The sequence below is a fragment of the Paraburkholderia sp. RHO2 genome (assembly GCF_050955445.1).
GTDB lineage: Bacteria > Actinomycetota > Actinomycetes > Mycobacteriales > Mycobacteriaceae > Prescottella > Prescottella agglutinans_A.
Map to the genome: position 1 here is coordinate 2,978,046 of NZ_CP162617.1, position 17,882 is coordinate 2,995,927.

Below are 17,882 nucleotides of genomic sequence, written 5' to 3' on the forward strand. Positions count from 1 at the left end.
GTCCACCCGCCGAGGCCCGAGGCCGGGTCGCTTCCGAGCGAGGAATCATGAGCCAGACCTGCGCAAGCACGAGAGAGTCCGAGAATTTGGGACCGGTCATCGAACTGCGCACCCCGGCCGAGGCCTCTCAGCTGGCCCCGATCCGCGGGGTGTCCGCCGCCTTGGCCGGACAGTGCAACATGAACCTCGATCAGATTGCCGATCTGCAGCTCGCAGTCGACGAGGCCTGCAGCACGCTCTTGCGGATCGCGATCTCCGGAACGGAGATCGTCTGCAAATTTCGGCTGTCCGCCGATCAGTTCCGGTTCTCCGCAGGTGTCGAGACCACACGGTCGGACGTCGACGGGCCGTACGAGCGTCGATTCGGCTGGCACGTCCTTCGTACCCTCACCGACGAACTGGAGTTGCACCGACATCACGGCAATGGTGACGGCAGCTTCTCGACGGTGACCATCTCGTTCTCCATTCGCAGCGGTGACATGACGTGAGTCGCCGCGTCGCCGACCGGCCCGACGAATACAGCGATGTGAGACCGATGTTCGTATCGCTGAGTTCCCTGGACCCGGACGATCCGCTTCGTCACGATCTGCGCCGGGACATCATTACCCGATGCCTGCCGCTGGCCGAGCACATCGCGCGGCGGTTCGACCGACGCGGCGAACCGTTCGACGACCTGCTGCAGGTGGCCAGTCTCGGGCTCGTCAACGCAGTCGACCGCTTCGACGTGGACCGCGGATCCGACTTTCTGGCCTTCGCGGTACCGACGATCATGGGCGAGGTGCGCCGTCACTTCCGGGATGCCAGCTGGGCGGTTCGAGTTCCGCGACGGTTGAAGGAACTGCACTTGGATCTCATCAAGGCGACGTCGGCGTTGTCTCAGCGCTTGGGCCGTTCCCCCACCATCCACGAAATGGCGATCGAGTTGAGTGTCACCGAGGACGAAGTGATCGAGGGTCTACAAGCGGCGAGCGGCTACCAGACCCTGTCCGTGGATTCAGGAACCGGTGGGACGGACTCGGGTCTGACGCTCGCCGACGTGATGGGTGATATCGACAGCGGCCTCGCCGGCGTCGAGGATCACGAGGTACTGCGGGTTCTCCTCGAAGAACTTCCCGATCGGGAACGGACTGTTCTCCTTCTTCGGTTCTTCGGGAACCAGACGCAATCGGAGATCGCCGACCGGATCGGCGTTTCCCAGATGCACGTGTCCCGGATACTGTCCGACACCCTGGCCAAGCTGCGAGAACAGGCGGAGAAGTAACCTTCTCCGCCTGTCGTGCCTTCGGGCCGTGATCTTCCCGTACGGTCACCCGGTGAGTCGACTCGCGAGAAGCTCCTTGCTCTGTTCTGCGCCCTTCTTGCTCTCGGCCTGCGCCCGACGAAAGAATTCCGCCAGTTCGTCGTCGCCGTCACGCTTGGCATCCTCGATGTAGTTCTCCAGTCGGAGCGCGTTGTTCATGCACGCCTCGGCGAACCAGATCAGGTCGTAGGTCTTGTCGACGGTGCCGGTGACACCTCCGGTCTCCGATGTGCTCGACATCTGCACTCTCCTCTCGTCCACGTTCCCGTCGAGATCAGCCGGTACGGCTCCGTAGAACCGTCCGGCGGTCGGTATACCCACTCACCGCGACCGAAAACCTGCCGAGTGCCAGTTCGCCGAGAGAGGGCGTAGAGTCTGTGTCAGACGTATGGAAGGTTGAGTCAGCAGCCTGTCGCCATCCGAAAAGCTCGCCTATCCGGCTGGCAGTGCCCGGCCCGGCGACCTATCTGAAGTGCCGGTGCACCCACCCTATTCGGACGGAGGCACGATGTGCCTGATCTTCCGATCTCTGCAAGCGCTGTCGGCGGCAGGGACCACACCACCACAGACACCGAACCGTTCACCTCGATGGACCATCCCGCTGCGCTGGTCATCGACGTCGCTGCAATTCTGGACCTGAGTACGCTCGACCGTTTCCGATGCGAGTTCCGGTCGCTGTTCGACGAGGTCATCCACGAAGGCTTCGCGGCCGGCGACCTGATCGTCGTCGACCTGTCCGGAACCGACTTCGTCAGCATCGATGCCACGTCCGCACTGGTGGAAGCGAAAGATATCGCCGGCCAGCACGGCATCGAGTTCAAGCTCGTCACCACGACACGAGGGGTCGAGCGCGCACTCACGGCAACCGGTGCGCGCGACTTGCTCACGTGCTGCCCCACCGTCGAATCTGCTGTCGGGACTGATCCCATCGATTCTGTGCCCCGACCACCACAGCGCCGCGAGCCGCGAGCCGTCCGATGAACCACCCGAGCGAAATTCATCGAAATCCATTGTGGCGGATATCCTCTCCCGAATGGACCTCGATGACACGCGAGGGCATGACGGAGCGATGACGGACACCCGAAACGATGCGGGGCCGGCCTCGTTGGCTGCCGCGGTGGCCGAGCTCGCGCAGGCGAGCGGACGCCGTATCGCCACCGCCGAGTCACTGACCGGTGGCCGCATCTCGTGCCTGCTGGGAGCGGCACCCGACTCCTCCAGTTGGTACCGCGGCAGCATCGTCGCATACGCGACGGAGGTGAAACATGCTCTCCTGCAAGTTCCTCCAGGTCCGGTGGTGTCACCCCGCAGCGCCCGGCAGATGGCGACGAGCACCGCGGAACTGCTCGGGGCAGACACCGTGATCGCGGTGACAGGCGCGGCCGGACCGGCATCACAGGACGGACACGATCCCGGAACCGTGTGGTTCGGCCTGTACGACCGTGGCACGGTGTCGACGGAGAAGAGGGCCTTCCCGGGCGAGCCCACCGATGTCGTCGAGCAGACCGCCGAGCATGCTCTCGAGTTGTTGGCGCGATGCATCGGCGCCCGACAGTGAAGGCCCCGGCGGCCGCGCCGTCAGGGCCTGAGAAGGATCTTCACCGCACCGTCCTCCTTCTTCTGGAAGATCTCGTACGCGTGCGGCGCGTCGTCCAGCGGGAGACGGTGGGTCGCGAACGTGTCGACGCCGAGGGGATCGCCGTCGACGAGCAGCGGGACGATGTCGTCCACCCAACGTTTGACATTGGCCTGCCCCATCCGGATCTGGATCTGCTTGTCGAACATCTTGAACATCGGCAACGGATCGAGCGCGCCCCCGTAGACGCCGATGACCGAGATCGTCCCGCCACGTCGGACGATCTCGATCGCCGCATTCAAGGCGGCGAGACGATCGACGCCGGCACGGGTGAACACCGGTCCGGCCACGACGTCGGGCATGAACGACGCCGCCTGCTGTACGAGTTTCGCCCCCAGCGAGCCGTGCGCTTCCATGCCCACTGCATCGATGACGGCATCCGTGCCCCGGCCGTCGGTCATATCCCGGATCGTCGCGGCGAGGTCGTCCTGTTCACGGAGGTCGAGTACCTCGATGCCGCGATCCCGCAACCGCGCGAGGCGTTCGGGAACGAGGTCGACGCCGATGACCCGATTCCCACGGTGCGTCGCGATGCGGGCGGCCATGTCACCGATCGGACCGAGCCCGAGCACAGTTACCGATCCGCCCGCCCCGACATCCGCATACTCCACCGCCTGCCAGGCGGTCGGCAACACATCGGACAGGTAGACGAATCGATCATCCGGTGGGCCTTCCGGCACCTTGATGTGTGTGTACTGCGCCTGCGGCACTCGAAGGTACTGCGCTTGTGCGCCGGGGATGCTGCCGTAGAGCTTGGAATAGCCGAACAGCGCGGCACCGGTTCCTTCGGAACGGACCTGCGTTGTCTCACACTGGGTCTGAAGACCTTTGTCGCACATGAAGCAACGCCCGCACGCGATCTGGAACGGGATCACCACACGCTGCCCCACCGACAGGTCACCGACTTCGCTGCCGACCTCACGCACGATCCCCATCGGCTCGTGCCCGAGGATGTCCCCGCGATCCATGAACGGCGAGAGCAACTCGTACAGGTGCAGATCGGATCCACAGATGTTGGTGGTCGTCAACTCGACGATGGCGTCGGTGGGCAGCTCGATCTCCGGGTCGGGAACGGTGTCGACACCGACATCTCGTTTCCCGTGCCATGTCACGGCTTTCACTGGGAACTCCTTGTTCGCTCGAAACCTGGCCGAAGACACGTACCCCGGATGGTTCATCGCAAACGTCGACGGGCCGATCACGGACCGAGAGAACCGATCAGACCAGCGCGGCCCGATCCGTTCCGTGCGCGACCGGAACAATTCGGCAAGAATGACAGACAGGGCCTCACAGACCGCGGTGAGGCCGACCGATACGAACCGAATCGAATCGGGAGGCTCCGATGAACAGCAATGATCCTCGCGACCTCGCACACACCACTCGGGAACACCCTGGCGAGGCCATCGAAGACTCACGGAATTGGCCTGGATACGCGTTGGTCGGCATAGCCATCGTCACCCTGGGCCTGACGCTCGTCGCCGCAGGCTACGGCTTCGCCGGATGGGCCTGGATCGCCGGAATCATCTGCGCCGCAAGCCTACTTGCAGGAACACTCCTCGTCCTTGCCGAGCATAGACGGGTCAAGCGCCTGGACAACGCCTCACTGACCGACCAGGCGGGTCATTGACGCATCCGGCGGATCCTCGACCGATGTTTGTCGGGTGATCGCCTCGGGTAGCCGTGGAAGACGGGTCGTTTCCGTACGAAGGGATCGATGGTCATGACAGAGAAGAAGAAGTCCGGGCCTGCGGAGGGAGTCAAGGGGGTCGTCGAAGGCGTCAAGGGAAAGGTCAAAGAGGCAACCGGTGCCGTCACCGGTCAGGACGACCTGGTCCGGGAAGGAAAGGCGCAGCAGGACAAGGCAGAAGCACAGCGAGAGGCGGCGGCGAAGGAAGCGGCAGCCGAAAAGGAACGCAAGAAGGCGGCCGCTCACGAAGCGCGCCAGCGGACCGAGCAGGACAAGTAGCCGCTGATGCGGTGGGCGACGGCACGTCGAATCGGTGAACCCACCGGCTGCCCCACGGGGCATTGCCACCGATTGCTGCGGCTACCGGGGGTGTATCCACCACAGTCGGACAGCTTCCTGCTGGCGGGGGCGCTCCAGTGCGAACCGATGAACGCCCGCACCCGGGTGGCGGATGTGGGCGCGGGTACCGGCCTCCTGTCGGTCTCCGCTGGACTGGCCGGTGCCGACAGTGTCACGGCCGTCGACATCGACCGCCGTTCGCTGTTCAACACCCGCTTGAACGCCGCGCTGAACGGAGTGCGCGTACAGGTTGTGCGCGGTAATCTCCTGCAGCCACTGCGGGGAAGACTGTTCGACGTCGTGGTCTCGAATCCTCCCTACGTGCCGTCCGCCGGTGACGACCTGCGGGCCAGAGGCCTGGCGCGATGCTGGGACGCCGGACACGACGGCCGCACGTATCTGGACCGGATCTGCCGGGACGCTCCCGAAGTGCTGGCATCCGGCGGCGTTCTGCTGCTCGTCCAGTCCGCGTTGTGCGGCGTCGGCCTCACCCGGACGCTCCTGGAACAGCAAGGTCTGGACGTCGACATCGTTGCCACCGCCAGCATTCCGTTCGGACCGGTCCTGACCGAGAGAGCTGCCATGCTCCGGGAACGGGGCCTGGTCGGGAACGAGGACCGCGAGGAAATCGTCGTCGTCCGGGCCGCGAAATGAAAACCCCCGGAGACGATGTCACGATCCGCGTGTGTCCCGACGGGCCGCTGCTCGTGCGCGGGCCCGTCACAGTCTTCGACGACGCCGGTCGACAGATTTCGTCGCGGCGCACCTGCGCACTGTGCCGGTGTGGACGGACCGCCCGTCCTCCCTTCTGCGACGGAACACACAAGCGCCGCAGGCGTCGCCGCTCCACGGAGTGACACTCGAGGATCGAACGGACGAAAGGAACACGCTGGTGGAAGCCCTTGCCGCGCAGGGCATCGAACCGATGCCGGTACCCGAGCCGCGCGGACCGCTGAGTGCGACCGTCGTCGACGTATTGCGGACCGAGCGCTCCCCGGCCGAGCTGAGCACCCTTACCGTCGGCGATCGATATCGAGACGAGCCCGAGGGGATACTCGTCGACGAGGATGCCCAGTTGGTGCTCACGATGCTGTACGAACTGCATCTCGCCGGCATCGTCGGCGTCGACGATTCGTGGGGATGGGATGCGCGACTCCTCGACGTGCGGCGAAGGTTGGAGATGCCGTTCGAGGTCGCTCTGCGTAGCCGAGCGGAATCCAGCACAGCCACCCTCCGATCCGAGCACGGGGACGACGTGGTCTCGGCGTTGTGGGAGATGACGGCACCGACGACCGAGCCGGGCCTCGCCGGATTCATGGCGACGGATGCAGACGTGGGGCAGTATCGCGAGTTGCTCATCCACCGTTCGCTCAACCAACTCCGGGAGGCCGATCTCCACACCTTCGGCATCCCCCGACTACAGGGACCACCCAAGGCTGCACTGATCGAAATTCAATCCGACGAGTACGGCGACGGACGGTTCGATCGAATGCACTCCCGATTGTTCGCGCGGACCATGAGTGCCCTCGGACTGTCGGCGCACTACGCACACTATGTCGACGCGGTCCCGGCCATCACGCTGGCGTCTCTCAATGCACTGTCCTACTTCGGAATCCATCGCCGCCTGCTGGGCGCGCTGGTAGGCCACCTGTGCGCAGTGGAGGCGACATCGGCACTACCCAGTAGAAAGCTCGCCGGCGGACTGCGGCGACTCGGGTTCGGGGTCGAGGCGACGCAGTTCTTCGACGAGCATGTCGAAGCGGATTCCGTTCACGAACAGATCGCGGTCCGCGACCTTGCCGGCGGACTCGTGATGCAGCGACCCGCATATCGCGACGACGTCCTCTTCGGCGCTGCAACGTGCCTCGTCTTCGACGAACTTCTCGCCGCACACATGGCACGTGCGTGGTCCCGAGGGGTCAGTTCACTGCGCGCATGACCGTTCGGTCGATCCGGGGCGCACGTGTCATCGCCGACGCGCTGCACTCTGTCGCCGGTTCTCCTTCTCTATCGCTTCGACCAAGTCGTCCTTGCTCATCGTCGACCGTCCGCGGATGTCGAGTCGCTGAGCCACGTCGTAGAGGTGTTTCTTGGTGGCGTTGGCATCGACACCCTCCGCGGTGCGCCCGGACGCCTGCGGTCCGCCGCTCTCGGCCCGCTCGTCCGACGGTCCCTTGGAGGACTTCGGTTCCCAGTGGTCACCCACCTTCTCGAAGCTGTGCTTGAGGGCTGCGTACGCCACCCGGTGGGCACGCTGCCCCTCGCCGTACTCCTCCACCGCCGAGTCGTGGGCCTTGGCGAATGTCCGCTGCGCCTTCTCCGACGAGCGGAGAAGGGTGTCCGGCAATTCACTCTTCTTCGGCTTGCCTGTGCGAGTCGTCTTCGGCATCAGAACCATCTCCTCTCGTCCGTCACCGACTGATGCTGGAGGACAGGGCCGGCGCGAGTTCCTCGGCGTAGAAGCGGAAGAAGCCGTCGACATCGGGACCAGCGTTGACCAGTACAAGATGGTCGAATCCCGCGTCCGCGTACGTTCGGACTCTTTCCAGATGACGCGAGACGTCCGGGCCGTACCCGAAACTCTCGGCGATGTCCGACTCGCGCACCACCGATGCTGCCGCCTCGAAGTTGATCGGATTAGGCAGTTCGGCCTGAACCTTCCACCCGGCGGCGGAGAACCGAAAGAGTTTGTGGGCCGACGCCAGGGCCGCCTCCTCGGTGGGCGCCCATGCGAGCGAGACCTCGGCATAGCGTGGCCCCACCCCACCGGCTCGGTCGTACTCGTCCACCAAGTCGGGATCTGCCTCCGTCGCGAACAGTCCGTCGCCGGCCTCCGCCGCGATCACGACCGAGCGCCCACCCGATGCAGCGATGACGATCGGCGGCAGGGTGTCGGGTAGATCGAACACCCGCGCATCTTCGAGGTCGATGTGTCGGCCGTGGTAGCTGTGATATCCGCCGCTCCACAGTTTCCGGATCACTTCGACCGATTCGCGGAGCATCTCGGACCGTGTCGACGCCGACGGCCATCCCCGAGCCACGACGTGCTCGTTGAGCCGTTCGCCGCTACCGAGACCGAGGACGAACCTCCCACCGGACAGCAGCGCGGTCGTCGCGGCTGCCTGAGCGATGATCGCCGGGTGGTAGCGGATGAACGGACACGTCACTCCGGTGGCGAGCCCGAGCGCCGAGGTCTTCGCCGCAATGGAGCCGAGAATCGACCACGCGAATCCTGAATGGTTCTGATCGTGCAGCCACGGGTGGAAGTGGTCACTGATCTCGACGAAGTCGAATCCTGCTTCTTCTGCCCGCACCGCCTGGCGGACCAGTTCGGTCGGCGAGTACGCCTCCGCGAACAGCTTGTATCCGATCTTCACGGTGCCTCCGTTATCCATTGCGCTGGGCCGAAACAGAGTTCGGCGTTCCGGTGGACCCGTCCACAATCGGGATACCCACAGCGAAGTCCGCAAAACCGTCCGCCCTCCGGCGATGTTGCGGTCGAGTCACGATCGCCGACTGCTGCGGCCCTACGGGATTTCGGCGCTGATGCCGGGGTATCTCGGCGATGTCCATCCCAGCCGCCCCAAGGAAGTGACATGTTCACGCACAACAAGGATCTCCAGTTCGAAGTCCGAATCGACAAGCCCGACCCCCAGTTCGCGACCTTGCTGCAGGAGCAGTTCGGGGGTGCCAACGGCGAACTGAAAGCGGCCATGCAGTACTTCACCCAAGCCTTCGTACTGCGTCGCAAGAATCCCAAGATGTACGACCTCTTCATGGACATTGCAACCGAGGAGTTCAGTCACCTCGAGATCGTCGGATCGATGATCACGATGCTCCTGGACGGATTGAACGACGACCTCAAGCAGGCGAGCGAACGCTGCGATTGGATGAGCGTCGTATCGTCGTCGGACGGCCGGGAGCAGGCCATCCACCGGGTGGCGGTCAATCCCACTTATCTGAGCCTGACCGGCGGCGGACCCGATGTGGTCAACTCAGCGGGCACGCCGTGGTCGGGAACCTTCATCAACTCGAACGGAGATCCGTCGGTGGATCTGCGGAGCAATCTCGCCGCCGAGTCCCGGGCGAAGATCGTCTACGAGTACCTCAAACAGTTCACCGACGATCCCGGAGCCCAGGACACGCTCACCTTCCTCATGACGCGGGAAGTGGCGCACTACCAGCAGTTCACGGCGGCGCTCAACGAGCTTCCGGTGAACTTTCCACCCGGCCAACTGCCGGGCGACGACCGGTTCCAGAACGTCGCGTTCAACATGTCGAACGGCGAGTCCAGCCGCGGTCCGTGGAACGAGGGGCAGGGACCGTGGCCGGAGGGCACACAATGGCGCTACGTCGATGCGCCGGCCGAACAGTGGCTCCACAGCCAGGACAGCGTCAACCGCGGCGAATCCGAGAGCCCCCACGGCGAACCGGCGGTCCACGGTAGCAAGCCGTTCACCCACGAACAGCATCGTCCGGCCGACTGAGATTCATGTGCCCGTGCTCCCCGCTGTTCAGGCAGGGAGCACGCCCGCGTCCGTCAGCTCGGAGGTGTCTCCGGTGGCTGATGCCTGCCGCGACCGGTGAACGCGTCCCGCAATCTGTCCACCGCAGCGGCGACGACACCCGCACTCTTCAGAACCCCTGGCTGCGGTGGAGTCTTCGGATGCGGACGGGTGGGTGCCCGCTTGCGTGCCCGCTCGAGCCGACCTCCGGCTTCTTCGAGATCTGACGCCGGCACCGATTCGGTCACCCTAGGCCATACCCGAGTCTGTTCGAACTCGATGTGTTGCCGTGCCGCTCGGATGAATTCCGACAAAGCAGACTCGTAGTCCTCGTCACCGGGAGAACCGTGCTCGATCACGTCGAGCAGCTTCTCACCCTCCGTCTCCTGTCCGATCGCGGTGTCCGCCAGCTCGTCTCCCCCGGGGACGACCTGCCGGACGATGGGCCAGAAGATCTCCTGCTCGATCGCCTCGTGCCGCACCTCCGCGATCACCAGATCGGCAACCATCTCGTCACGACCGGGCGTGGTGGGGCCGGCCCCGTCCAGCACCTCCAGCATTCCGAGAACACTCTCGTGATCGGCACGCAGAACTGTCAGCGCGTTCACCACATCCATCACCTCCAGTGGATCGGTCCGGTCTTCACGACGTAACCGAAAACCGGTGGATCGAAACGGCCCTCCGCTCGGTGGACAGAACGCGGCCGGACGGGCACGGTGGTCATTACAGCCAGTTCCGGCCGTCGGGAAGGGGCACGGTATGCAGGCACGCGAGCCGCTGGAAGATCCGACCACCCGCTATGCCACCCCGGACTTGGCCGGACAACCCCCGATACCGCATCCGGGCCTCACCACCGAGATGGTGACTACACCCGACCACGGAGAGAACGACTATCGCGGCACTGGGCGTCTCGAGAACCGGCGAGCACTGATCACTGGTGGAGACTCCGGGATCGGCCGAGCCGTGGCCGTCGCCTTCGCCCGCGAGGGCGCAGATGTGGCACTGAGCTACCTCGAGGCAGAGGAGTCCGACGCACGCGAGACCGCCCGACTCGTCGAGAAAGCGGGGCGCCGTGCTGTTTCCCTTCCCGGCGACATTCGTTCCGAGGAGCACTGTCGTCGACTGATCGACACGACCGTCCACGAGTTCGGCGGGCTCGACATTCTCGTCAACAACGCCGCCTATCAGATGGCCCGACCCGGCGGGATCTCCGACGTCTCGACCGAACAGTTCGACCGCGTGATGAAGACGAACCTCTATGCGCTCTTCTGGCTGTGCAAGTTCGCAGTCGCGGTCATGCCCGCGGGTTCGACGATCATCAACACCTCGTCGATCCAGGGGACCACTCCCTCCCCCTCCTTGCTGGACTACGCCACCACCAAGGCGGGCATCGTCGATTTCACGAAGGCCCTGGCTGCCGATGTGGCCGATCGAGGAATCCGAGTCAATGCTGTTGCCCCAGGCCCCATCTGGACTCCACTGATTCCCGCGACGATGCCGCGCGAACACTATCGTCAATTCGGCGAGGACGTACCGCTGGCACGGCCGGGCCAGCCTGCCGAACTCGCGCCGGCGTACGTCTACTTCGCCTCCCCCGAGTCGAGTTACGTCACCGGCGAGGTCCTCGGAGTCACCGGCGGAAAGCCCTTCACCTGAGATGCCGCGACAACGCCGTCAGTGCGACGGGTGCGGCGTCGAGCGCGCGGACCCCCCGAAGGGATGTTTCCAGCTTCGCGGCGTCCGAGACCCGGTGTCCGGCGCCGACCCGACGCCGGTCGGCGCCGCACCATCACCTCGATCCACGTTCAGTGCCGCCTGTGTCCGTTCCAGCTCACGCCGAGTCTGGCGCGATCTTCGCGCGGTCCGGCGCGACGCCGCCAGGAACATACTCAACCCCAACATTCCGGCCGCACCCACGACGATGCCCACGAGGAACAGCACTCCGGTCGATCCGGTCACATGGACGCCGAATACGGAGAATTCACCTCCCACCATGTGTCCGGTTCCGGTATTGGTGACAACACCCGCGACACCGATCGCGACGGCCGCCACCAGGATGACGAGCCCGAGAATGATCATTTGTGCTCCTGAGAAATAGTTGTCGGCACAGCTACGCCACCGCGAACATGAGAAGTGCGAGGATCCGACCGGGGCATCAGGCAGAGCTCCACTGAAGGGAACCGGGGTCCACAGTTCGTCGGCGCGGCCGTCCAGCCACGAGACGACCTGGCAGCCGAAGCACCACGGCGCAACGACCGAACTTCTGGCGGAGACGGCCAAAGGCAGCGATCGCAATCGCATCGGCGCTGAGCTACTCCAGGAGCGGCATGACGATCTTCCGCCGGGCGATGATGCCCGAAGCCACGGAGGGCAACCCCCGTTCCGTCGCGACCGTGACCGCCCGAAGGCCGGTCACCGTCGGCAGTTCCGTACCGGCCCGGTTCGTGCTCACCTCCGTTTCGGGAGAGCTGCGGTGTCCCGTCATGATGTCGACCTACCCGCACACGCGGACGACAAACCTCGCGCGGCCTGGGCACGCACACGGCTTCGGCACGGGAGGCGATTATCGGGCCGGTCGTCGACGAGGCGTGGGGAGCGCACCTCCCGTTCCACGACGACCTACCCACATGGGCCATGGACGCGGGCGCCGACGTCTGCGTGGTCAGCATCCACAAGATGGGCGCCGGCTTCGAGCAGGGCTCGGTCTATCACGTGCAGGGCGATCTGGTCGACGGCCCACACCTGTCGCAATGCGCCGATCTCCTGATGACCACGAGCCCGAACGTGATGCTGTACGCCGCAATGGACGGGTGGCGGAGGCAGATGGTGGAGCGCGGCCCCGAGTTGCTCGGCCGCGCGCTCACTCTCTCCGACGTCGCACGGGAACGAATCGACGGGATCGACGGTCTCACCGTGCTGGAGGACCGATTGCTCGGTGAGCAGGCCTCACACGACCTGGACCGCCTGCAGATCCTCGTCGATGTCAGTGCGCTGGGCGTGTCCGGGTATCAATGCACCGATTGGCTCCGAGACCACTGCCGAATCGACCTCGGGATGACCGATCACCGAAGGGTTCTGGCGACCCTGTCGATGGCCGACGACGAGATCACCGTCGACCGCCTCGTTGAATCGCTCCGGGCCCTGGCGGACGACGCGACCTCCTTCGACCCGCCGCCACAGCTGGCGTTGCCGAGTCCCACCGAGCTGCAACTCGATTCGGTGCAGTTGCCCCGCGATGCGTTCTTCGGCAACACGGAGATGATCGACGCCGGACGCGCCCCCGGCCGAATCGCGGCCGAGCAGATCACCCCGTATCCGCCGGGCATACCCGCAGTCGTGCCGGGTGAGCGTCTCGACCAAGCCGTCGTCGACTATCTGCGCAGCGGTGTCGCCGCCGGCATGGCCATCCCGGACGCGTACGACCCGTCTCTCGACAGATTCCGCGTCGTGAGCGACGACTGATTCGCGTCAGGACTCGGCGGCGAGCAGCACGTCGGTGTCGAAGCAGGTGTGCGTACCGGTGTGGCACGCGGCGCCTTCCTGATCGACGATCAGCAGCACGGTGTCACCGTCGCAGTCCAGGCGCACCTCGTGCACGTACTGGGTGTGACCGGACGTCTCGCCCTTGACCCAGTACTGCTGCCGCGATCGGGAGTAGTAGGTGCCCTTGCGGGTCTCGAGGGTGCGCGCGAGGGCCTCGTCGTCCATCCACGCGACCATCAGGACGTCGCCGGTGGACTTCTCCTGCGCCACCGCGCTGAACAGCCCGGCCTCGTTGCGCTTGAGGCGGGCGGCGATCGACGGGTCGAGGCTCATCGGACGGTGATCCCTTCTGCACGCATGGACGCCTTGACGTCCCCGATCGTCATGTCACCGAAGTGGAAGACACTGGCGGCCAGGACGGCGTCGGCACCGGCCTCCACCGCGGGCGCAAAATGTTCGACGGCACCCGCACCGCCGCTCGCGATGACGGGCACGTGCACCGCGGCACGGACCGCGCGGATCATCTTCAGGTCGAACCCGGCCTTGGTGCCGTCCGCGTCCATCGAGTTGAGCAGGATCTCCCCCACGCCCAACTCCGCGCCGCGGATCGCCCACTCGACGGCGTCGATGCCGGTGCCGCGCTTGCCGCCGTGCGTGGTGACCTCCCAGCCGGACGGGGTGGGCTCCTGACCCTCCGGGACGGTGCGGGCGTCCACCGACAGCACGATGCACTGCGAACCGAACCGCTCGGACATCTCCCGCAGTACCTCGGGTCGGGCGATGGCGGCGGTGTTGACGCTGACCTTGTCGGCGCCGGCACGCAGCAGGCGGTCGACGTCCTCGACGGTGCGCACGCCGCCGCCGACGGTGAGCGGGATGAAGACCTGCTCGGCGGTGCGGGTGACGACGTCCAGCATCGTGCCGCGGTCGCCGCTGGACGCGGTGACGTCCAGGAAGGTCAGCTCGTCCGCGCCCTGCGCGTCGTACGTCGCGGCAAGCTCGACGGGATCGCCTGCGTCACGCAAGTTCTCGAAATTGACGCCCTTGACGACGCGACCCGCGTCGACGTCGAGGCACGGGATCACCCGAACAGCCAAAGTCATTGTCGTGGCCCTCCTTCAGGCCGCTTCTCCGGGTCGCCCAGAGAGTGCAGAATGTCGAGCAGTTCACCGTGCACGCCGGGCGCCGCGGCGAGCACCGAGCCGGACCCGACGTGCCAGTCGTCGCCGCGCAGATCCGTGACGACACCACCGGCCGCACGCACCAGCGCGACACCGGCCGCGTTGTCCCACACGTGGTGGCCGAATACCACCGCACCACCCAGGATGCCCGCCGCGGTATAGGCGAGGTCGGCGCCGGTGGATCCGTGCATGCGGATCCGCGACGAGACCCGACTGAGCTGACCGAGCAGATCGAAGCGGTACCTGCCCGGGATGCGGCCGCGGCTGTCGATATTGAACGCACCGAAGCCGATCATCGCGTCGGACAGCGCGCTCGGCTCGAGCCTCGGCAGCGCCACGCCGTTGCGCAGCAGCGGACCGCCCTCGGCGGCGGCGAAGCGTTCCCCGGTCAGCGGCAGCCACGTCAACCCGAGCACTGGGACGCCGTCGCGCAGCAGTGCCAGCAGCATGCCCGCGATCGGCAGGCCGGCCGAGTAGTTGAACGTGCCGTCGATGGGGTCGAGGATCCACACGTCGCCGACGGACAACTCCGGCCCCCCGAACTCCTCGCCGTGCACCTCGATCCCGGTGCGGCGCTCGAGTTCCGCTGACACCGACTTCTCCAACTCGAGGTCGACGGCGGTCGCGAAATCCGTGGGGCCCTTGCGCACAACGCTGGGGGCGCCGAGCCCCGCGACGAACCGGTCCCGGGCACCGTCGAGCACGTCGCTCGCGATCGCGAGCAGCTCGCGTGGGTTCCGGGACAGGCTCATCGCGTCGGCCGTGTTCTAGCGCGAGACCGCGGCCAGCGCCTCGGGCAGCGTGAATCGTCCGGCGTAGAGCGCCTTTCCGACGATCGAACCCTCGACACCCTCGCCCACGAGACCGGCGATGGCCTCGAGGTCGGCGATCGTCGAGACCCCGCCGGACGCGACGACGGGCGCGTCGGTGGCCGCACACACCGCGCTGAGCAGCTCGAGGTTCGGGCCGGTGAGGGTGCCGTCCTTGCTGACGTCGGTGACGACGTAGCGCGAGCAGCCGTCACGGTTGAGGCGCTCGAGGACCTCCCACAGGTCGCCGCCGTCGGACACCCAGCCGCGGCCGCGCAGGCGGTAGTCCCCGTCGATCAGCTTGACATCGAGGCCGACTGCGATGCGCTCGCCGTGCTTGGCGATGGCGCGGGCGCACCAGTCGGGGTTCTCGACGGCGGCCGTGCCGAGGTTGACGCGGGCGCAGCCGGTCGCGAGGGCGGCCTCGAGGGACTCGTCGTCGCGGATGCCGCCGGACAGCTCGACCTTGACATCGAGTTCGCCGACGACCGCGGCCAGCAGTTCACGATTGGATCCGCGGCCGAACGCGGCGTCGAGGTCGACCAGATGCACCCACTCGGCACCGTCGTTCTGCCACGCGAGGGCAGCTTCGCGGGGGGCACCGTAACTGGTCTCGCTCCCCGCCTCTCCCTGAACGAGGCGAACAGCTTCACCGTTGGCGACATCTACAGCAGGCAAAAGGACCAGGCTCACTGCGCCGATCCTAGTGGGTCATCGCTCACGACCGGGTTTCGGGTCGTCACCGGGCTCGTCGCGCCGACGCCCCTGGTCGCCGTACGCACGCCTGGTCATGCGTTTCGAAACCGTGCCCATCGCCGCGATGGCGGCGACAACCCCGACGAGGGCGATCACGAGCGCGACGACCGGCCCCGGCTCGAACATCACGATCACCGCCGCGACCACCACGAGGACCGTGGCGGCGGTCCCCATCGTCGCGAGCGCGAGCCCGGCGATCGACAGATCCCTGCCCGCCCGGTCGTCGGGGTCGCTGGTCACAGGCTGCGGACCCAGTTCTCCAACAGCTGAGCGCCGGCGTCGCCGGACTTCTCGGGGTGGAACTGGGTGGCCGAGAGCGGTCCGTTCTCGACGGCCGCGAGGAATCGGTCGCCGTGCTCGGCCCAGGTCAGTTTGGGCGGCGCGATGATGTCCGACGGCGGAAGCTCCCACGTGCGCACGCCGTACGAGTGCACGAAGTAGAAGCGGGTGTCCGGGTCCATTCCGGCGAACAGGACGCTGTCCTCGGGCGCCTCGACGGTGTTCCAGCCCATGTGCGGCAGGACGTCGGCCTCGAGGCGCTCGACGGTGCCGGGCCACTCACCGCATCCCTCGGCCTCGACGCCGAACTCGACGCCACGCTCGAACAGGATCTGCATGCCGACGCAGATACCGAGAACCGGGCGTCCGCCGGCCAGCCGCTGGCCGATGATCCGCTCGCCCTTGACCGCCAGCAGGCCCTCCATGCACGCGGCGAAGGCGCCGACGCCCGGCACCACGAGACCGTCCGCGGCGAGCGCGACCTGCGGGTCCGCGGTCACCTCGATCTGCGCACCGGTGCGTGCGAGGGCGCGCTGGGCCGAGTGCAGATTTCCGGAGCCGTAATCGAGGAGGGCAACCTTGCGTGCGGTCATGGGGAAACTCTATCGGGGACCGGACCACGCCCCGCGCGCTGCCAGGGCGGCGGGCGCGACGACCAGGGCGACGACCCCGGCCAAGGTGAACACCGCTGGATAGCCCACCAGCCCGGCAACCACACCCAGAGCGAGCGCTCCGACGCCGGTGCCGCCGTCGTACGCGATGTTCCAGGCGGCGCTGGCCGCCCCGACCCGGTCCGGCCCGGCGGACGCGAGCAGCGTCAGCAGCGCCTCGTTCTGGACAGCGCCGAACCCGGCGCCGAACGCCAGCGCGCCCGCGACGAGCGCCGCGCCACCGCCGACGCCCGCGACCGAGAGCGCCAGCAGACCCATTCCGGCCGCCGCGCACAGCAGCGCCGGAACCAACGTCCGTCCGGCACCGATGCGGTCCGCGATCACACCCGCCCCGTAGCGGCCGACGAGCATCGCCCCGGCCGACACCGACAGCGCGAATCCGGCGATGGCGGCGCGGTTCTCGGTGGCGATCGGCAGCAGCGAGGACATGCCGCCGTATGCCGCGGCGACCACGAACATCGACACGCACGGGACCAGCAGCACTCTGGCGGGCAGGCCCTTGCGACCCGTCGGCATCCCCGGTTTCGCGACCACGGGCAGCCGGGTGATCGTCACCAGCGACAGCGTGGGGATCAGCGCCCCCAGGACGAATACCGCTGTGGTGAAACCGGATTCGTACAGCGCGAGACCGAGCGGCAGAACCAGCATCTGGGCGGCCGCGATCGCCACACCGTTCGCACCGGTAACGCGGCCGAGCAGTTTCCGCGGCGCCAGTTCCGCGAGCAACCCGATGCCGGCAACGGTGACCAGACCGAACCCGATGCCACGGATCGCGGAGATGACCAGTGCGGGCCCGGTTGCCGTACTCCACAGGAAGGCCAGAGACGGTGGACCGAGCAGCACGCAGCCGACGGCCAGCACAGCCCGGTAACCGTACCGGCGCAGCAGCGCGGGCACTTTCAGCTGGGTGGCCACCGTCGTCGCCATGAACACGGCCGTCGACGCGCCGGCGGCGGCGGCCGAACCGCCGCCGTCGGCAATGGCCAGCGGGACGACCGGCAGCAACAGCGACCACCCACCGAACGTGGTGGCGCCCATGAGTAGTGCAACCAGGATCCCGCGAGCACGCAGGAGTTCACGCATCAGATCAGCCGCAGGATTCCTGACGCCGCCGCGAGGATCGCGAGTGCCACGAGCACCCCCGAGGCAAACTTGTTGATCTTCCACAGCGAGTACGCGCCGCCGATGGCGAAGCCCGCACCCAGGAACAGGATGTAGATGAAGACGGTCTCCATG

Annotated in this window: 26 protein-coding genes; 12 read left to right on the forward strand and 14 right to left on the reverse strand. The window is 66.5% G+C overall.

The window, feature by feature from the left end; genetic code table 11:
• The first annotated feature begins 47 nt into the window (after positions 1 to 47).
• Entirely contained in the window at positions 48 to 488 is a 441-nt protein-coding gene (locus ABTV10_RS13795; protein ID WP_499027746.1) for an ATP-binding protein, read from the forward strand.
• A complete protein-coding gene (locus ABTV10_RS13800) occupies positions 485 to 1,261 on the forward strand; it encodes a SigB/SigF/SigG family RNA polymerase sigma factor (RefSeq protein WP_499027749.1) in 777 nt (258 codons plus the stop codon). The genes ABTV10_RS13795 and ABTV10_RS13800 overlap by 4 nt, the downstream gene beginning before the upstream one ends.
• 45 nt (positions 1,262 to 1,306) lie before the next feature.
• Here the strand turns inward: ABTV10_RS13800 and ABTV10_RS13805 are convergent, their stop codons facing one another.
• Positions 1,307 to 1,540, reverse strand: coding sequence for a hypothetical protein (locus ABTV10_RS13805; RefSeq protein WP_433604556.1), 234 nt, complete (start codon positions 1,538 to 1,540; stop codon positions 1,307 to 1,309).
• Positions 1,541 to 1,888: 348 nt separating this feature from the next.
• Between ABTV10_RS13805 and ABTV10_RS13810 the strand changes: the two genes are divergently transcribed.
• Positions 1,889 to 2,281 carry an STAS domain-containing protein gene (locus tag ABTV10_RS13810; protein ID WP_499035181.1) on the forward strand — a complete coding sequence of 131 codons (393 nt, stop codon included), beginning with the start codon at positions 1,889 to 1,891 and terminating at the stop codon, positions 2,279 to 2,281.
• 88 nt (positions 2,282 to 2,369) lie between these two features.
• Positions 2,370 to 2,858, forward strand: coding sequence for a CinA family protein (locus ABTV10_RS13815; protein WP_499027751.1), 489 nt, complete (start codon positions 2,370 to 2,372; stop codon positions 2,856 to 2,858).
• A gap of 20 nt (positions 2,859 to 2,878) precedes the next feature.
• Here the strand turns inward: ABTV10_RS13815 and ABTV10_RS13820 are convergent, their stop codons facing one another.
• Positions 2,879 to 4,057 carry a zinc-dependent alcohol dehydrogenase gene (locus ABTV10_RS13820; protein ID WP_499027753.1) on the reverse strand — a complete coding sequence of 393 codons (1,179 nt, stop codon included), beginning with the start codon at positions 4,055 to 4,057 and terminating at the stop codon, positions 2,879 to 2,881.
• Positions 4,058 to 4,278: 221 nt separating this feature from the next.
• On the opposite strand from ABTV10_RS13820, the gene ABTV10_RS13825 reads away from it, so the two are divergent.
• From ABTV10_RS13825 to ABTV10_RS13845, 5 genes are all read left to right on the forward strand, one after another.
• A complete protein-coding gene (locus ABTV10_RS13825) occupies positions 4,279 to 4,563 on the forward strand; it encodes a hypothetical protein (protein WP_499027754.1) in 285 nt (94 codons plus the stop codon).
• 93 nt (positions 4,564 to 4,656) lie between these two features.
• Positions 4,657 to 4,902, forward strand: a complete 246-nt coding sequence (gene mbp1 / locus ABTV10_RS13830) for a microaggregate-binding protein 1 (RefSeq protein WP_499027757.1) — start codon at positions 4,657 to 4,659, stop codon at positions 4,900 to 4,902.
• Between the two features lie 6 nt (positions 4,903 to 4,908).
• Positions 4,909 to 5,616, forward strand: a complete 708-nt coding sequence (locus tag ABTV10_RS13835) for a HemK2/MTQ2 family protein methyltransferase (RefSeq protein ID WP_499027759.1) — start codon at positions 4,909 to 4,911, stop codon at positions 5,614 to 5,616.
• Entirely contained in the window at positions 5,613 to 5,819 is a 207-nt protein-coding gene (locus ABTV10_RS13840; protein WP_499027761.1) for a CDGSH iron-sulfur domain-containing protein, read from the forward strand. The genes ABTV10_RS13835 and ABTV10_RS13840 overlap by 4 nt, the downstream gene beginning before the upstream one ends.
• Before the next feature lie 35 nt (positions 5,820 to 5,854).
• Positions 5,855 to 6,901 (forward strand): iron-containing redox enzyme family protein, encoded by a 1,047-nt coding sequence (locus ABTV10_RS13845; protein ID WP_499027763.1) that lies wholly within the window; start codon positions 5,855 to 5,857, stop codon positions 6,899 to 6,901.
• A gap of 27 nt (positions 6,902 to 6,928) precedes the next feature.
• On the opposite strand, the gene ABTV10_RS13850 is transcribed toward ABTV10_RS13845, so the two are convergent.
• Together ABTV10_RS13850 and ABTV10_RS13855 are read right to left on the reverse strand one after the other, a co-directional pair.
• Positions 6,929 to 7,351, reverse strand: a complete 423-nt coding sequence (locus tag ABTV10_RS13850; RefSeq protein WP_499027766.1) for a ChaB family protein — start codon at positions 7,349 to 7,351, stop codon at positions 6,929 to 6,931.
• A gap of 22 nt (positions 7,352 to 7,373) precedes the next feature.
• A complete protein-coding gene (locus tag ABTV10_RS13855) occupies positions 7,374 to 8,339 on the reverse strand; it encodes a TIGR03557 family F420-dependent LLM class oxidoreductase (RefSeq protein WP_499027768.1) in 966 nt (321 codons plus the stop codon).
• 219 nt (positions 8,340 to 8,558) lie between these two features.
• On the opposite strand from ABTV10_RS13855, the gene ABTV10_RS13860 reads away from it, so the two are divergent.
• Complete coding sequence (locus ABTV10_RS13860) at positions 8,559 to 9,449, forward strand: manganese catalase family protein (RefSeq protein ID WP_499027771.1); 891 nt, start codon at positions 8,559 to 8,561, stop codon at positions 9,447 to 9,449.
• Positions 9,450 to 9,502: 53 nt separating this feature from the next.
• On the opposite strand, the gene ABTV10_RS13865 is transcribed toward ABTV10_RS13860, so the two are convergent.
• Entirely contained in the window at positions 9,503 to 10,084 is a 582-nt protein-coding gene (locus ABTV10_RS13865; protein ID WP_499027773.1) for a hemerythrin domain-containing protein, read from the reverse strand.
• Between the two features lie 142 nt (positions 10,085 to 10,226).
• Here ABTV10_RS13865 and ABTV10_RS13870 point away from each other — a divergent pair, with 142 nt between their 5' ends.
• A complete protein-coding gene (locus ABTV10_RS13870; RefSeq protein WP_499035183.1) occupies positions 10,227 to 11,123 on the forward strand; it encodes an SDR family oxidoreductase in 897 nt (298 codons plus the stop codon).
• A gap of 18 nt (positions 11,124 to 11,141) precedes the next feature.
• On the opposite strand, the gene ABTV10_RS13875 is transcribed toward ABTV10_RS13870, so the two are convergent.
• Entirely contained in the window at positions 11,142 to 11,546 is a 405-nt protein-coding gene (locus ABTV10_RS13875; protein WP_499027775.1) for a hypothetical protein, read from the reverse strand.
• 486 nt (positions 11,547 to 12,032) lie between these two features.
• On the opposite strand from ABTV10_RS13875, the gene ABTV10_RS13880 reads away from it, so the two are divergent.
• Complete coding sequence (locus ABTV10_RS13880; protein ID WP_499035184.1) at positions 12,033 to 12,929, forward strand: aminotransferase class I/II-fold pyridoxal phosphate-dependent enzyme; 897 nt, start codon at positions 12,033 to 12,035, stop codon at positions 12,927 to 12,929.
• A gap of 6 nt (positions 12,930 to 12,935) precedes the next feature.
• On the opposite strand, the gene hisI is transcribed toward ABTV10_RS13880, so the two are convergent.
• Genes hisI through ABTV10_RS13920 form a run of 8 tightly spaced genes read right to left on the reverse strand, consistent with a single transcriptional unit; the run spans position 12,936 to position 17,881 of the window.
• Positions 12,936 to 13,283: a phosphoribosyl-AMP cyclohydrolase gene (gene hisI / locus ABTV10_RS13885; RefSeq protein WP_127916562.1), complete on the reverse strand. Its 348-nt coding sequence runs from the start codon at positions 13,281 to 13,283 to the stop codon at positions 12,936 to 12,938.
• Positions 13,280 to 14,053 carry an imidazole glycerol phosphate synthase subunit HisF gene (gene hisF / locus ABTV10_RS13890; protein ID WP_127916561.1) on the reverse strand — a complete coding sequence of 258 codons (774 nt, stop codon included), beginning with the start codon at positions 14,051 to 14,053 and terminating at the stop codon, positions 13,280 to 13,282. Before hisF ends, hisI begins: the two co-directional genes overlap by 4 nt.
• Positions 14,050 to 14,883: an inositol monophosphatase family protein gene (locus tag ABTV10_RS13895; protein ID WP_499027779.1), complete on the reverse strand. Its 834-nt coding sequence runs from the start codon at positions 14,881 to 14,883 to the stop codon at positions 14,050 to 14,052. Before ABTV10_RS13895 ends, hisF begins: the two co-directional genes overlap by 4 nt.
• A gap of 15 nt (positions 14,884 to 14,898) precedes the next feature.
• Positions 14,899 to 15,633, reverse strand: coding sequence for a bifunctional 1-(5-phosphoribosyl)-5-((5-phosphoribosylamino)methylideneamino)imidazole-4-carboxamide isomerase/phosphoribosylanthranilate isomerase PriA (gene priA / locus ABTV10_RS13900; RefSeq protein ID WP_499027781.1), 735 nt, complete (start codon positions 15,631 to 15,633; stop codon positions 14,899 to 14,901).
• Positions 15,634 to 15,651: 18 nt separating this feature from the next.
• Positions 15,652 to 15,936, reverse strand: coding sequence for a hypothetical protein (locus ABTV10_RS13905; RefSeq protein WP_499027783.1), 285 nt, complete (start codon positions 15,934 to 15,936; stop codon positions 15,652 to 15,654).
• Positions 15,933 to 16,568: an imidazole glycerol phosphate synthase subunit HisH gene (gene hisH, locus ABTV10_RS13910; protein WP_499027785.1), complete on the reverse strand. Its 636-nt coding sequence runs from the start codon at positions 16,566 to 16,568 to the stop codon at positions 15,933 to 15,935. Before hisH ends, ABTV10_RS13905 begins: the two co-directional genes overlap by 4 nt.
• 9 nt (positions 16,569 to 16,577) lie before the next feature.
• Positions 16,578 to 17,729, reverse strand: coding sequence for an MFS transporter (locus ABTV10_RS13915; RefSeq protein WP_499027787.1), 1,152 nt, complete (start codon positions 17,727 to 17,729; stop codon positions 16,578 to 16,580).
• Positions 17,729 to 17,881: a CG2302 family histidine operon protein gene (locus ABTV10_RS13920; RefSeq protein WP_499027789.1), complete on the reverse strand. Its 153-nt coding sequence runs from the start codon at positions 17,879 to 17,881 to the stop codon at positions 17,729 to 17,731. Before ABTV10_RS13920 ends, ABTV10_RS13915 begins: the two co-directional genes overlap by 1 nt.
• Between the last annotated feature and the right edge of the window lies 1 nt (position 17,882).

Coding starts and splice junctions, on each gene's coding strand:
- ABTV10_RS13850 (WP_499027766.1), bottom strand. CDS start 7,351: ATGCCGAAGACGACTCGCACAGGCAAGCCGAAGAAGAGTGAATTGCCG.
- ABTV10_RS13805 (WP_433604556.1), bottom strand. CDS start 1,540: ATGTCGAGCACATCGGAGACCGGAGGTGTCACCGGCACCGTCGACAAG.
- ABTV10_RS13860 (WP_499027771.1), top strand. CDS start 8,559: ATGTTCACGCACAACAAGGATCTCCAGTTCGAAGTCCGAATCGACAAG.
- ABTV10_RS13810 (WP_499035181.1), top strand. CDS start 1,889: ATGGACCATCCCGCTGCGCTGGTCATCGACGTCGCTGCAATTCTGGAC.
- ABTV10_RS13915 (WP_499027787.1), bottom strand. CDS start 17,729: ATGCGTGAACTCCTGCGTGCTCGCGGGATCCTGGTTGCACTACTCATG.
- ABTV10_RS13895 (WP_499027779.1), bottom strand. CDS start 14,883: ATGAGCCTGTCCCGGAACCCACGCGAGCTGCTCGCGATCGCGAGCGAC.
- hisI (WP_127916562.1), bottom strand. CDS start 13,283: ATGAGCCTCGACCCGTCGATCGCCGCCCGCCTCAAGCGCAACGAGGCC.
- ABTV10_RS13865 (WP_499027773.1), bottom strand. CDS start 10,084: ATGGATGTGGTGAACGCGCTGACAGTTCTGCGTGCCGATCACGAGAGT.
- hisH (WP_499027785.1), bottom strand. CDS start 16,568: ATGACCGCACGCAAGGTTGCCCTCCTCGATTACGGCTCCGGAAATCTG.
- ABTV10_RS13835 (WP_499027759.1), top strand. CDS start 4,909: ATGCGGTGGGCGACGGCACGTCGAATCGGTGAACCCACCGGCTGCCCC.
- ABTV10_RS13840 (WP_499027761.1), top strand. CDS start 5,613: ATGAAAACCCCCGGAGACGATGTCACGATCCGCGTGTGTCCCGACGGG.
- hisF (WP_127916561.1), bottom strand. CDS start 14,053: ATGACTTTGGCTGTTCGGGTGATCCCGTGCCTCGACGTCGACGCGGGT.
- ABTV10_RS13920 (WP_499027789.1), bottom strand. CDS start 17,881: ATGGAGACCGTCTTCATCTACATCCTGTTCCTGGGTGCGGGCTTCGCC.
- mbp1 (WP_499027757.1), top strand. CDS start 4,657: ATGACAGAGAAGAAGAAGTCCGGGCCTGCGGAGGGAGTCAAGGGGGTC.
- ABTV10_RS13825 (WP_499027754.1), top strand. CDS start 4,279: ATGAACAGCAATGATCCTCGCGACCTCGCACACACCACTCGGGAACAC.
- ABTV10_RS13815 (WP_499027751.1), top strand. CDS start 2,370: ATGACGGACACCCGAAACGATGCGGGGCCGGCCTCGTTGGCTGCCGCG.
- ABTV10_RS13870 (WP_499035183.1), top strand. CDS start 10,227: ATGCAGGCACGCGAGCCGCTGGAAGATCCGACCACCCGCTATGCCACC.
- ABTV10_RS13875 (WP_499027775.1), bottom strand. CDS start 11,546: ATGATCATTCTCGGGCTCGTCATCCTGGTGGCGGCCGTCGCGATCGGT.
- ABTV10_RS13795 (WP_499027746.1), top strand. CDS start 48: ATGAGCCAGACCTGCGCAAGCACGAGAGAGTCCGAGAATTTGGGACCG.